This window comes from Massilia polaris, from assembly GCF_012927275.1.
GTDB classification, from domain to species: Bacteria; Pseudomonadota; Gammaproteobacteria; order Burkholderiales; family Burkholderiaceae_D; genus Telluria_A; species Telluria_A polaris.
Genome location: NZ_JABBGG010000002.1, coordinates 144003 through 156047, shown reverse-complemented (window position 1 = coordinate 156047; position 12045 = coordinate 144003). Strand labels below are relative to the sequence as shown.

The 12045-nt window shown below is 65.1% G+C and carries 12 protein-coding genes; 6 read left to right on the top strand and 6 right to left on the bottom strand.

Annotated features, from left to right (window positions below; genetic code table 11):
* Positions 1-23: 23 nt before the first annotated feature.
* The 6 genes from HHL21_RS04500 to HHL21_RS04475 all read right to left on the bottom strand — a co-directional run bounded on the left by HHL21_RS04500 (position 24) and on the right by HHL21_RS04475 (position 4677).
* Entirely contained in the window at positions 24-1097 is a 1074-nt protein-coding gene (locus HHL21_RS04500; RefSeq protein ID WP_169464063.1) for a nucleotidyltransferase domain-containing protein, read from the bottom strand.
* On the bottom strand, positions 1094-2020 hold the full coding sequence (locus HHL21_RS04495) for an HprK-related kinase A (protein ID WP_229496037.1): 927 nt from the start codon (positions 2018-2020) through the stop codon (positions 1094-1096). The genes HHL21_RS04500 and HHL21_RS04495 overlap by 4 nt, the downstream gene beginning before the upstream one ends.
* Positions 2008-2286, bottom strand: a complete 279-nt coding sequence (locus HHL21_RS04490; RefSeq protein ID WP_169464062.1) for an HPr-rel-A system PqqD family peptide chaperone — start codon at positions 2284-2286, stop codon at positions 2008-2010. Before HHL21_RS04490 ends, HHL21_RS04495 begins: the two co-directional genes overlap by 13 nt.
* A 21-nt stretch (positions 2287-2307) precedes the next feature.
* Entirely contained in the window at positions 2308-2973 is a 666-nt protein-coding gene (locus tag HHL21_RS04485) for a hypothetical protein (RefSeq protein ID WP_169464061.1), read from the bottom strand.
* A gap of 184 nt (positions 2974-3157) precedes the next feature.
* The gene (locus tag HHL21_RS04480; RefSeq protein WP_370659664.1) at positions 3158-3793 is read right to left on the bottom strand and encodes an XrtA/PEP-CTERM system exopolysaccharide export protein; all 636 of its coding nucleotides are present in this window, start codon (positions 3791-3793) and stop codon (positions 3158-3160) included.
* Positions 3794-3903: 110 nt separating this feature from the next.
* Positions 3904-4677, bottom strand: a complete 774-nt coding sequence (locus tag HHL21_RS04475; protein WP_229496035.1) for a S1 family peptidase — start codon at positions 4675-4677, stop codon at positions 3904-3906.
* 385 nt (positions 4678-5062) lie between these two features.
* On the opposite strand from HHL21_RS04475, the gene HHL21_RS04470 reads away from it, so the two are divergent.
* From HHL21_RS04470 to HHL21_RS04445, 6 genes are read left to right on the top strand one after another with little or no spacing between them, the layout of a single operon-like run.
* Positions 5063-6601 (top strand): XrtA system polysaccharide chain length determinant, encoded by a 1539-nt coding sequence (locus HHL21_RS04470; RefSeq protein ID WP_169464060.1) that lies wholly within the window; start codon positions 5063-5065, stop codon positions 6599-6601.
* Between the two features lie 24 nt (positions 6602-6625).
* Complete coding sequence (locus tag HHL21_RS04465; protein ID WP_370659663.1) at positions 6626-7507, top strand: XrtA-associated tyrosine autokinase; 882 nt, start codon at positions 6626-6628, stop codon at positions 7505-7507.
* Positions 7488-9059 carry a TIGR03016 family PEP-CTERM system-associated outer membrane protein gene (locus HHL21_RS04460; RefSeq protein WP_169464059.1) on the top strand — a complete coding sequence of 524 codons (1572 nt, stop codon included), beginning with the start codon at positions 7488-7490 and terminating at the stop codon, positions 9057-9059. The genes HHL21_RS04465 and HHL21_RS04460 overlap by 20 nt, the downstream gene beginning before the upstream one ends.
* Positions 9060-9074: 15 nt before the next feature.
* The gene (locus HHL21_RS04455) at positions 9075-10088 is read left to right on the top strand and encodes an XrtA/PEP-CTERM system-associated ATPase (RefSeq protein ID WP_169464058.1); all 1014 of its coding nucleotides are present in this window, start codon (positions 9075-9077) and stop codon (positions 10086-10088) included.
* On the top strand, positions 10085-10960 hold the full coding sequence (locus tag HHL21_RS04450) for an XrtA system polysaccharide deacetylase (RefSeq protein ID WP_169464057.1): 876 nt from the start codon (positions 10085-10087) through the stop codon (positions 10958-10960). Before HHL21_RS04455 ends, HHL21_RS04450 begins: the two co-directional genes overlap by 4 nt.
* Complete coding sequence (locus HHL21_RS04445) at positions 10957-12042, top strand: FemAB family XrtA/PEP-CTERM system-associated protein (RefSeq protein WP_169464056.1); 1086 nt, start codon at positions 10957-10959, stop codon at positions 12040-12042. Before HHL21_RS04450 ends, HHL21_RS04445 begins: the two co-directional genes overlap by 4 nt.
* The last annotated feature ends 3 nt before the right edge of the window (positions 12043-12045 follow it).

Sequence of the window (12045 nt, the reverse complement as noted above, 5' to 3'; positions counted from 1 at the left end):
AGCAAAAGTCGCCACCTTCGGGGTCAGCCTGGCTGGGGGGAGAGGAAGGCTTTGTGGAACAGGTGGCGCGCCAGCAGCAGCGGCGGCATGCGCAGCCAGTTCGAGCGTACGTACAGCGCCAACAGTGCGGCGCCGGTGCCGGGCAGCCGGCAGCTTGCGTGGGGCGGCATCAGGCCGCGCACCATCAGCGCGTCGATCAGTGCAAGCAGGGCCCGCCCTGGCGCCCACGCGGCGCTGGCGCGTAGCGCTTGCGCCGGCACCGGGGTGCCGAGCAGCCGCACCGCATAGCGCAGCGCGTAGAACAAGGGACGTCCCAGTTCGAGGCTGCGGGCGCGCGCGTCCAGTTCGCGCCAGAACCCGGGCCGGCTGCCGAACTCCTGCAGCAGGCGGTGGATGTCGACCAGGTCGCGCAGGCTGTTGTCGAATTCGCCGTAAAACAAGTGGGTCGCGCTGTGCAGGATCATGTCCGCTGGCGCCAGCACCTGCAGCGCCGGGTCTTCGCCTGCCGCGACGGCGGCTTCGCGCAGCAGGCGCGAATCGGGGCGCGCCCGCGCCGTCAGCGGCAGGATCGCGTGGTGGACGTCGATCGAGGTCGCGCGCTTGACGTGCTGCATCGGCGGCAGTTCATGCATCCAGTTGCGGTAATAGCGCTGGTCATAGTCGTCCTGGTGCACGGCGTGCCAGCCGTGCATCATCAGCGCGGCCTCGACCACGTCCAGGCGCTCCTTCGGCACCAGGATGTCGATGTCGGTAAACACCCGGCCGCGCGCTGCCGGCAACCCTGCAGCGGCATAGGCGCCGCCCTTCAGCAGGATCAGCGGTAGCCCCAGCCCTTCCAGCGCGGCCCGGATCTGGCGCACTTCCCAGTGCACCGCCTTGCGGTGGCGGTCGGCATAGGTGCGTGCCCATTCGAAGTGGACCTGGACCTGGGGCGGCACCGATGCCAGCATGCCCCGTTCGTCGAGCAGGCTTTGTACGGTAGCGTCGAGGCGGGCGCTGGCGGCCTGGCGCACCAGCAGGTCCCAGTCCGCGTCGGTGAGCGACGGCGCCTGCGCCGGATCACGCAGGATGTGCAGGAGGATCGGCGTGGCATTCAAGGGGGCGGCGGCTCCAGGCGGGAAAAGGCATCGATGGCCTCGTGCAGGTCACTGTAGGTGAACGCGTAGCTTCGGGTGCGGCCGATCAATCCCGCCATCGTGTCGAACCCGATGCCGGCCAGTACGCTGTAGTTGAACCCGTTCTCGGCCACCCGCATGAAGGCGCGCGCCTGCGCGATCGGTTCGAGCGTGGTGGCGGCGCCCGCCGCGTACTTGGGAAACACGATCCAGGCCGGCCGCGCCACTTCGCCGGCGCGCCGGATGCTGTCGGCCGGCGCCTTCACGTGCGCCACCGTGCCCTTGGTGGTATTGGCGACGGGCTGGCTGATGACGGCGGCAGGATGGAACTGCCGCATGACGTCGATCGAGGCATTCTTCAGGCTGATAGGACGGGGTAGCGGGACCAGCATGCCGTCGGCCGGCCGGATCATCGTCAGTTCATCGGACAGCAAGCGCCAGCCGGAACTCACCAGCGCAGCGCACAGGGTGCTCTTGCCGGAGCCGGGCGGCGCCGGCAGGATCGCGGCGAGGCCATTTCTTTCGACAACCGCCGCGTGCAGGATCAGGTAGTTGTGGGCGCGGGTGGACACGCACCAGTTCAAGCCCCATTCCAGCATCGGATAGGCATGGGTCAGCGGGAGTGGATTGAACAGCGAATCGCCATCGAGGTAGAACTTGGCCTGCGGTTTGTACCAGCGGCGCAAGCCTTGGGACGGCGCGACGCTGACATGGAAATCGGCAAACTGAGCGTCCTCGGCCAGGGGGTAGTCGGCATACAGCAGGTGAATGGCGTCGGCCACGCGACTGATGGGGCTGTGCAGCCGGGTAATGAAGCAGCCCGTGCGCAAGGCGATCCCGGAGCTGGCCAGGCGCCGGCGCAGCTCCGCGCGCGACAGTTCGGACACGGTGATCATGTGGCCCATTCGACCAGTGCCAGGTGGCGCAGCCCCGCCAGGATCGTCCCGATGCCTGCCGCGGCATCGGCGCCGGCATCGAGGCGGGCGCACAACTCGGGCACGCCGGCGGCACCGGCCCGCAGCGCGAGCAGCACCGCGATGACGTCCGAATCGACGAGGTGGGTATCGCCGCTCAGTTCGTTATAAAGGACGGCTTCGTCCCCGCAGATCATGTGGCGCACCAGTTGGCCTTGCGTCAGCTGCCAACGATGTTCAGGTTCTGAAAATTGCAAAACAAACAATCATTATGGCGCTTAATTATGGAAGGTCACGGTGGTCAGGTAATGCACAAGGTCCTTGCCATACCATTTTACCGTCGCGGACGGCTGGTAGTAGCCGATATGGCCCCCGCCAGTGTCGACGTATTCGCGCCACATGCGTTTCAGGGTCGGCTCGTCGAGGACGGTAGCGCGGTCCGATTTCAAGTTCAGGTAAGCGGCAAGGAAATGGCGGCCGACGTTTTCCGGATCCGGATCTTCGGTAACCACCGGGCCGCCGCCAGGCTTCTTGTCCTTGCCATTGCCATTGCCGATTTCAAATACTTCCATCAGTGTCAGCCCGCCCAGAACGGCGTAGGAGGAATTGATGGCATAGATGTCCTGGAACTTCAAGTGGGTCGTTGCCGGTATGTCGGCCGGCCATCCCTCGGGATTGTTTTTATAGTAGCCGGGCGACACCCCGCCGCAGGTTGCGACCGTGTCGGGCGCGTGGGTATATGCCACAGCGTGCGACGTCCCGTCCGATCCGGAGACACAAGCGGCCCCGGCCATACCGGAGGGGCTGCTCAGTGTCAGCAGGACGCCGGTCGCGCCTGCGCCAACACGGGCGAAACGGCGCCGCGCCAAGCCGGAAGCTGGTAAGCCGCCAGCCGCGGCGGGTCCCGCATCCGCCTGCTTATCGCTATTTGACGTCGTTTTCATTCTTCATTCCCTCGGGTTGCGCAGCCGTGCGGCTCCAGGCATATCAAGCAAGATTCATACCCAAACCATCGCCAGTAAAATGTCCTTGAATATCAGCAGCTTGCAGCATACAGCGACTTCGTCGGGCGATGCACTGTAAGAAAAACCGACAGCCGCCCGCGAGCGAAGCGGCGGTATCGTGACCTCAGAAGAAACTCTCCGGAACGACCAGGATGTCGCCCGGGCGCATGTAGAGATTCGCGGAAATGTCGCCATCCTTGATCAGGTCGTCCAGGCGCACCGGAATCACCTGGTTCTTGCCGTCGATTTTGCGGATGATGGTCGCCTTGTTGCCCGAAGCGAGCTCAGTGACGCCGCCAACCATGATCAGCACGTCCATCAGCGACATGTCGCGGCGGTACGGCAGCGCCTGCGGCCGGGCCGCCTGGCCGATCACACGGATCTGTTCGCCATAGGTGCTGACGAAGCCCGTGACAATCACGGTCACGACCGGCTGCTGGATGAACTTGGCCAGCGCCTTTTCGATGTCGCGCGCCAGTTCGGTCGAGGTCTTGCCGCTGGCTTCGAGGTCTTCCACCAGCGGGGTGGTGATCTTGCCGTCCGGACGCACCGGAACCGACGTCGACACTTCCGGATTGCGCCACACCACGATGTTAATGTTGTCGCCAGGGCCGATCAGGTAAGTGTGATCGGTGACAGGCTTGGCGTCGGCCAGTGCGGCGCCGCCGCCACGGCTGGCGCAGCCGCCGAGCGTCAGGGCAATCGCCACCGCGGCACATCCAGCCAACCATGCGCGCGCCGTTTTGTTATATGTAGTCACGGGTATTTCCTTTTCTGGTCTTGGGCGGTAACGGATGTTGCGTAAAACAGTTTCTATTTTAGCATGATAATTTTCCCGCGCGGCGCTCATCAGTATCGAACCCAACGGGCTCAGGGCGCCGCCTGCTCGAGCAAGTCCCGCACATGCTTGACGGGGATGGCATAACTGATGCCGCTGGGCGTAGAAATCGCGCTTTCCTTCAATCCCTTGACCAGCACCATATTGATCACGGCATGCACCACCCCGGTCTGGGGATCGTAGACCGGGCTGCCGCTGTTGCCCGGATAAGCGGTCGCGTCCAGCTGGTAGATCGGGAAGGCCGGGGCCGACAGGCGCGACACCGTGCGGCTGTTGAGTTTGCCGGAGCTTAGCGCGGGCAGCACGATCGGGGCGATCACCGCCAGCGAGGCGCGGTGGGTGGCCGCGTGCAGGCCAAGCACCATGCCCAGCGGGAAGCCGGTAAATGCCAGCGATTGGCCTTCGGCGACGTCGGCGGGGCCGCCAAGCGCCAGCGCGGGCAGGGCGGCGCCTTCGATGCGCAGGTGCGCCAGGTCGTGGGCAGGATCGCGCGCCACCACCGTGGCGGGGCGGAATTCGACCTTGCCGCGATTGCCGATCACCACGCCCAAGGTCTCCATGTTGGCCAGGTCCAGGTTAGCGGGTATCCCGTGCGCGTTGGTGATCACGCTGCGTCCGTCGCCCACCACGAAGCCGGTCGCCACGAACTGGACCGCGGGCGAGCGCGTGCGCTGGTAGGTGCCGATGCCGACCACCGACGGCTTCACCGCCTGGATCGTGCGGACCAGGTCGTCGGCGCGCGCGGGCGCGCCCAGCACAAGTGTGAACAGCAGCAAAAGCGTTTCGCGGGCATGTCTTGGCATCATCAAATCACAATACCGCATTGGCATCCTTGAAACAACAATTTTCCCGAAAGCCATCGCGGGGCCGATAGGTTGTTGTAAATAAGTTGTCCGCTATACGTTTTATTACCCTGACGACGTTTCAATGTGCGAAACTTTTCGCTGGGACGGCTGCCAGTTTTGACATCGGCATGCTGGTTCGCATGTTGCAATATTTGCACTTATGTTCAGGAAACTACGTTGTGCGGCAGTTTGACTCATGTACAATATGACATGACATTCTGCTTCAAAGCAGTATTTTTCACCGGTCAAAGGGGCGCCGCGGGCGCTGCTGAAACCGGGACATTGGCCGGCGTGCTCCCTGGGGCGCCGCTTCAATTAATTCGCATGTCCCCTAGAGACTGAGCAAATGGCAGAACTGACCGTCCTCATTACAAGTTTCCTCAAGGCAATCTGGAAATACCGCTGGTACGCCATCACCATTTCCTGGATTGTTGCCGTGATCGGCTGGATTACCGTCTACCGTCTACCCAACGAGTACCAGGCCACGGCGCGCGTGTATGTCGATACCCAGTCCATCCTGCGTCCATTGCTGTCTGGCATGACTAGCGTGCCTAACATTGACCAGCAGGTCGGCTTCATGCGGCGCACCCTGATCAGCCGTCCCAACGTGGAGCGGGTGATGCGCATGGTCGACCTCGATGTCAAGGCGATTACGCCCAAGCAAAGCGAGGCAATGGTCGACGACCTGATGGCCAACATCAGCATCGCCGGTACCGAGCGCGACGACATCTACACGATCTCGTACAACAACCCCAACCGCAAGCTCGGCAAGGATGTGGTGCAGTCGCTGCTGACCATCTTCGTGGAGGGCAGCTCCGGCGGCAAGGCGCAGGATTCGGCAAAGGCGATCCAGTTCATCGATGAGCAGATCAAGAGCTACGAGGACAGGCTGATCCAGGCCGAGAACGTCGTCAAGGAATTCCGGATCAACAACGTCAACATCCTGCCGCGCGGGGGCGACAGCGATTTCAGCGGCAACATGGTGCAACTTGAAGACATGCTCAGCGCCGCCCGCCTCGAGCTGACCGAAGCCGAACAGGCGCGCGAAGCGATCAAACGCCAGATTGGCGGCGAGGAGCCGGCCCCGCCGAGCGCGCCGAGCGCCGACACGCTGGTCAATCCGGAGATCGACGGCCGCATCGCGGCGCTGGAGAAAAACCTCGATGCGCTGCGCATGCAATTTACCGAGGAGCATCCCGACATCGTGTCCGGCAAGCGCCTGATCGCCCAGCTGGAAGCGCGCAAGGTGGACGAGTCCAAGCGCGTCAAGCGCAACAACGATCCGGGCGTCAACTACAGCCCGATGCTGCAACAGATGAATGTCGCGCTCTCGGTTGAGGAAGCGCGCGTGGCCTCGCTGCGGGCGCGGGTGGCGGAATATGCCAGCCGCGTGGCGCGGGTGCGTGCCAACAGCACCCGCGCGCCCGAGATCGAGGCGCAACTGGCCCAGCTCAACCGCGACTACGCGATCAACAAGGCCAATTACGAGCAACTGGTGAGCCGCCGCGAGGCCGCCAAGTTGTCCGGCGAACTCAGCTCGGCTACCGACATCCTGACCTTCCGCGTCATCGACCCGCCGACGGTGCCGTCGGTTCCGGCCGGCCCCAACCGCATGCGCCTGTTCTCCTTCGTGTTCCTCGGCGCCCTGGTCGCGGGCCTCGGCGCCGCGCTCCTGATGAGCCAGGTCCGCCCGACCTTCATGACCCAGTACAGCTTGCGCGAAGTGGCCGGCATCCCTGTGCTGGGCAGTATCAGCATGAACTGGACCGAGGAGCAGAAAGTGCGCCGCGCCAAGCGTACCTATGCCTTCGGCGCCGCTGTCCTGGTGCTGTTTAGCGCGTACGGCGCGGTCATGGCGGCCTTATTTATCCGTCCGCAACTGTAATGTGGACGATCAAGGAGAATACCCGTGAGTATTATTGAAAAAGCCGCAAGCCGCATCGATCACGGCGCCGATGCCAGGCCGACCCTTCCCGCCACCGCAGCGGCCGTAGCGGCCAGCATCGAGGCGGCGCACGCCGTCCCGGCAACGGCCGCCAACACCGATGGGGAACCGGCCCGCCGCACCGTCAACCAGGTCACGCTCGACCTGGACCGCATGCAGCATATCGGCCTGGTCACCGCCGCCGGCGGCCGCACCGCGCTGGTCGAGGACTTCCGCATGATCAAGCGCCCGCTGCTGCAGCGCGCCTTCGCGCCGCGCGCGCCGCACGAAAAGCCGGGTAACCTGATCATGGTGACCAGTTCGGTGCCGGGCGAAGGCAAAACCTTCTGCTCGATCAACCTGGCCATGAGCATCGCCATGGAGCTCGACCACACCGTGCTGCTGATCGACGCCGACGTGGCCCGTCCTTCGGTGTTGACCACGCTGGGGCTGCCGCCCCAGCGCGGCTTGATGGACTTGTTGTTGGACGAGAAGCTCGACCTGGCCGACGTGATGCTGCGCACCAACGTCGACACCCTGACCCTGCTGCCCGCCGGTACCAGCAACCCGCGCGCCACCGAGCTGCTGGCCAGCCAGGCCATGAGCAACTTCGTCTATGAAATCGCCAACCGCTATCCGGACCGGATCGTGATCGTCGATTCGCCGCCGCTGCTGCTCACCAGTGAAGCGCGGGCGCTGGCCAGCCACATGGGCCAGATCGCGCTGGTGGTCGAAGCCCAGAGCACCACCCAGCACTCGGTCAAGGAAGCCCTGCGCCATCTGGAAGGCTGCAGCAATGTCGGCCTGATTTACAACAAAACGCGCGAGTTTCCCGGATCCGAGACGTATGATTACCACTACGCTTGAGATCAGCCGCATCCGCAGCGTGAGGTCGTCCGTGTTCCCGCCGGCAGTGCCGGTTGCGCTGCTGAGCCTGCTGTTGGCGCCGATGGCGCGCGCGGAATTCAAGTTCCAGCCGACGGTCGGGCTGCGCCAGACCTACACCGACAACGCCGGGCTGTCCCGCGACGAGGACGCGCGCTCGCGCTTCATTACCCAGGTCAGTCCCGGATTTTCCTTGCTCAACAACAGTGCGCGGCTGACGCTGCGCGCCGACTACGCGCTGAACTACTACGCCACTAACGGCGACGGCGACGATACCCGCACCACCCGTTCGCAGCTGCGGGCGGCGGCCCGCGCCACCTTGCTCGACGAGCTGCTGTTCTTCGACGGCTCGGCCAGCATTTCGCAGCAGGCCATTTCAGCGTTCGGGCCGCAGGTCAACGACAATGACTACGTGCGCACCAACCGCGCCGACGTCAAGACCCTGCGCCTGAGCCCCTCGCTGCGCCACCAGTTCGGCAACACCGCGCTGCTGCAGGCACGCTACGCGCACGAGACGGTCGACAGCGGCCGCGCACTGTTCGGCCGCAGCAGCACCGACACGGTGAGCATGAACCTGTCCAGCGGCCGCTCGTTCGGGCGCATCGGCTGGGGCCTGAACCTGAGCGAACAGCAACTGAGCGAGGCGCGTTTCGGCGACAGCTCGGTGCGCTCGGCCAGCGCCAACCTGAGCTACATGATGGTGGGCGGATTCAGCCTGACGGGCGTCGCCGGCTATGACGAATACGATTACCAGTCGCTGGGCGGCCCGACCAAGGGTAAATTCTGGAACCTCGGCTTCAATTGGGCGCCCAGCGCCCGCACCAGCCTCAGCGCCAGCGCCGGCCGGCGCTTCTTTGGCGACAGCTATTCGCTGCGCGGACTGCACCGCAGCCGCCGCTCGGTTTGGAACATCAGCTACGACGACACGGTCTCGAATGCGCGCGGCCAGTCGGTGATCCCGGCCGGCACCGATACCGCGGCCACCATCGACCGCCTGCTGACGGCGCAGTTCCCCGATCCGCTGTTGCGCGCCCAGGTGGTCGATGCCTTCATCCGCGCCAACAACCTGCCGCCCACGCTGGCCGACAACCTGCATTACCTCAGCAACCGCTATTCGCTGTACCGCCAGTTGCGCGCCTCGGCTGGCTTCAATACGGCGCGTACCACCTTCATCCTCAGCGGCTTCGGCAGCCGGCGCGAGGCGCTGTCGGAGCCCCTGGAAGGCAGCCCGGCGATCGACCTGGGCGGCCTTACGCTGAACGATAACGTCCGCCAGCGCGGTGCCAGCGCCATGTTCAGCATGCGCCTGGCCGGGCGCAGCACGCTGAACGTGTCGCTGAGCAACAGCCATACCACGTCGGAGTCGGTGCGCGGCCGCGAAGCCAGCAACACCGCGCTGCGGGTGGCCATGACGCGCCGCTTTTCGCAGCGCGCCAACGCATCGGTCGAACTGCATACCGCCAAGGGCAGCACCTCGCAACTGCACGAGTACCGCGAGAACGCCGTGTCGGCCGCACTTTCACTGACTTTCTAGCCGGGCAGGGACATCATGTATGAATCCTATTACGGGTTAAGCGACAAGCCGTTCAGGCTGCGCCCCGATCCCCATTTTTTCTTCGGCAGCAAGGGCCACAAGCGCGCCATGGCCTACCTCGAGTACGGCCTGTCGCACGGCGAGGGCTTCATCGTCATTACCGGTGAAGTCGGGGCCGGCAAGACCACGCTGGTGCGCAACCTGTTCAACCAGCTGCCGTCCGAGCAGATCGTCGCCGCCCACATCGTCAACACCCACCTCGATGCCGACGACACCCTGCGCACCGTGCTGGCGGCGTTCGGCCAGCCCTACGAAAGTTCGAGCAAGACCGCGATGCTGTCGCGCCTCGAGCAATTCCTGCGCGCCTGCGACAAGGAAGGCAAGCGCGCCTTGCTGGTGGTCGACGAAGCCCAGAACCTGACCCCGCGCGCGGTCGAGGAGCTGCGCATGCTGTCCAATTTCCAGACCGGCGAGAACGCGCTGCTGCAGACCTTCCTGCTCGGCCAGCCTGAATTCCGCACCACGCTGCACAGCGCCGGCATGCAGCAGCTGCGCCAGCGCGTCACCGCCAGCTACCACCTGGGACCGATGGACGCCGGCGAAACCCGCGCCTACATCGAACACCGCCTGCGCACGGTCGGCTGGTGCGAGGACCCTACCTTCAGCGACAACGCCTACGCCGCGATCCACGAGTACTCGGGCGGCATCCCGCGCAAGGTCAACGGCCTGTGCGACCGCCTGCTGCTGATGGGCTACCTGGAAGAGCTGCACGCGCTCAAGGAAAAGGATGTCGAGGAAGTCATCAGCGACATCCAGCAGGAGCACTTGGTCCCGCCGGCCGCGCTGGCGCCGCTGGCCGACGCCGGCGAGCTGGCCGGCATGGCCGCGTCCGGCAGCGACAACCCGGGCTACATGGACGAGCGCATGATGAAGATGGAGAAATCCATGTCCTCGGTGCTGTCGATCCTGAAGAAGATCGTCAGCGCACTGCCGGCCCCGGTCCACCCAGCGGACAACCAGCCAGAATGAACGACCGCCACCGCGCAGGGGCGCTGGCCGCCGCCGGCATCCGCAACGCCATGACCATCGACGTCGAGGACTATTTCCAGGTCTCGGCGTTCGCGCCGGTGATCGCGCGCGACAGCTGGGAGGCGCGCGAGTGCCGGGTCGAGCGCAATGTCGGGCGCATCCTCGAGATCCTCGCCGGGCGCGACGTCAAGGCCACCTTCTTCACGCTGGGATGGATTGCCGAACGCTACCCGCAGGTGGTGCGCAGCATCGCCGCCGGCGGCCATGAAGTGGCCAGCCACGGCTACGGCCACCTGCGCGCGTCCGACCAGAGCCGCGCCGAATTCAGCGCCGACGTGCGGCGCAGCAAGGCGATACTGGAAGACATCGCCGGCCAGGCCGTGCTTGGCTACCGTGCCCCCAGTTTCTCGATCGGCCGCGCCAATTTATGGGCGCTCGACGTGCTGCAGGAGGCGGGCTACCGCTACAGCTCCAGCATCTATCCGATCCAGCACGACCATTACGGCATGCCCGAGGCGCCGCGCTTCGCGTTCCGCCCGAACGGGCCGGGCGGGCTGCTGGAAGTGCCGATCACGACGGTACAACTGATGCGGCGCAAGCTGCCCGCTGGCGGCGGCGGCTATTTCCGGCTGCTGCCGTATGCGCTGTCGCGCTCGATGATGCGGCGCGTCAACGACGTCGACCGGCAGAGTGCGATTTTCTATTTCCATCCATGGGAAATCGATCCTGGCCAGCCCCGTCCCGCCGGCGTCGGCATGAAGTCGCGGTTCCGCCACTATGTCAACCTGGCGCGGATGGAAGGGCGCATCCGCCAGCTGACCCAGGACTTCGCGTGGGACCGGATGGACCGCATTTTTTTAGGCAAGCCATGAGCTCGATTATTGAAGCAGCACGCGCCAAGGGCGCCGCCGCCGTGGCCGCGCCGGTGCTGCGCCTGCTCGAACCGGCGGACCGCGCCCGCTGGGACGCCTTCGTGCGCTCGCAGCCGCAGGCCAGCTTCTTCCACTTGTCCGGATGGCAGCAAGTCATCGAGCGCAGCTACGGCCACAAGACCTGGTTTTACTACGTCGAGGACCAGGGCCGGATTACCGGCGTGCTGCCGCTGGCGCAGATCAAGAGCCGCCTGTTCGGCCACTCGCTCGGTTCGCTGCCGTTCTGCGTGCTGGGCGGCGTGGTGGCCAGCGCCGGGCCGGCGCGCGGCATGCTCGACGCCGCCGCCGACGCGCTCGCCGTGGCGCTCGGCGTCGGCCACCTCGAATACCGCAACCTGGTGAGCGCCCACGCGAGCGACCCCGGCTGGCGCCAGAAAGACCTGTACGTCACCTTCCGCAAGCAGATCTCGGCCGACGACGAGGAAAACCTGAACGCGGTGCCGCGCAAGCAGCGCGCGATGATCCGCAAGGGCATCAAGCTGGGCCTCCAGGGCGAGCTCGACGCGGACGTCGACCGCTTCTTCACCGCCTACTCGACCAGTGTGCACCGCCTCGGCACCCCGGTTTTCCCGAAGTCCTACTTCCGCATCATCAAGGAAGTGTTCGGCGACGACTGCGAGATCCGCATCATCGTGCGCGGCGGCGAACTGATCGCCGGCGTGCTGAGTTTCTACTTCCGCGACGAAGTGCTGCCTTACTACGGCGGCGGCATGCCGGCCGCGCGCGAGTGCGCCGGCAACGACTTCATGTACTGGAACCTGATGCAGGCCGCGGCCGCGCGCGGCGCGCGCATCTTCGACTTCGGCCGCAGCAAGCTGGGCACCGGCGCCTTCGATTTCAAGAAAAACTGGGGCTTCGCGCCGACCCCGCTCGCCTACGAGTACCGGCTGTACAAGTCGAGCGAGCTGCCGGACAACAATCCGCTCAATCCGAAGTACCAGCTGTTCATCAAGCTGTGGAAAAAGATGCCGGTCAGCCTGGCCAACCGGCTCGGTCCCCACATCGTCAAACACCTGGGGTAAGCG

What these genes read in the sequence shown, in the direction of transcription:
- HHL21_RS04470 (WP_169464060.1), top strand. Translation starts at nt 5,063, where the DNA reads ATGGCAGAACTGACCGTCCTCATTACAAGTTTCCTCAAGGCAATCTGG.
- HHL21_RS04475 (WP_229496035.1), bottom strand. Translation starts at nt 4,677, where the DNA reads ATGATGCCAAGACATGCCCGCGAAACGCTTTTGCTGCTGTTCACACTT.
- HHL21_RS04485 (WP_169464061.1), bottom strand. Translation starts at nt 2,973, where the DNA reads ATGAAAACGACGTCAAATAGCGATAAGCAGGCGGATGCGGGACCCGCC.
- HHL21_RS04455 (WP_169464058.1), top strand. Translation starts at nt 9,075, where the DNA reads ATGTATGAATCCTATTACGGGTTAAGCGACAAGCCGTTCAGGCTGCGC.
- HHL21_RS04460 (WP_169464059.1), top strand. Translation starts at nt 7,488, where the DNA reads ATGATTACCACTACGCTTGAGATCAGCCGCATCCGCAGCGTGAGGTCG.
- HHL21_RS04495 (WP_229496037.1), bottom strand. Translation starts at nt 2,020, where the DNA reads ATGGGCCACATGATCACCGTGTCCGAACTGTCGCGCGCGGAGCTGCGC.
- HHL21_RS04450 (WP_169464057.1), top strand. Translation starts at nt 10,085, where the DNA reads ATGAACGACCGCCACCGCGCAGGGGCGCTGGCCGCCGCCGGCATCCGC.
- HHL21_RS04445 (WP_169464056.1), top strand. Translation starts at nt 10,957, where the DNA reads ATGAGCTCGATTATTGAAGCAGCACGCGCCAAGGGCGCCGCCGCCGTG.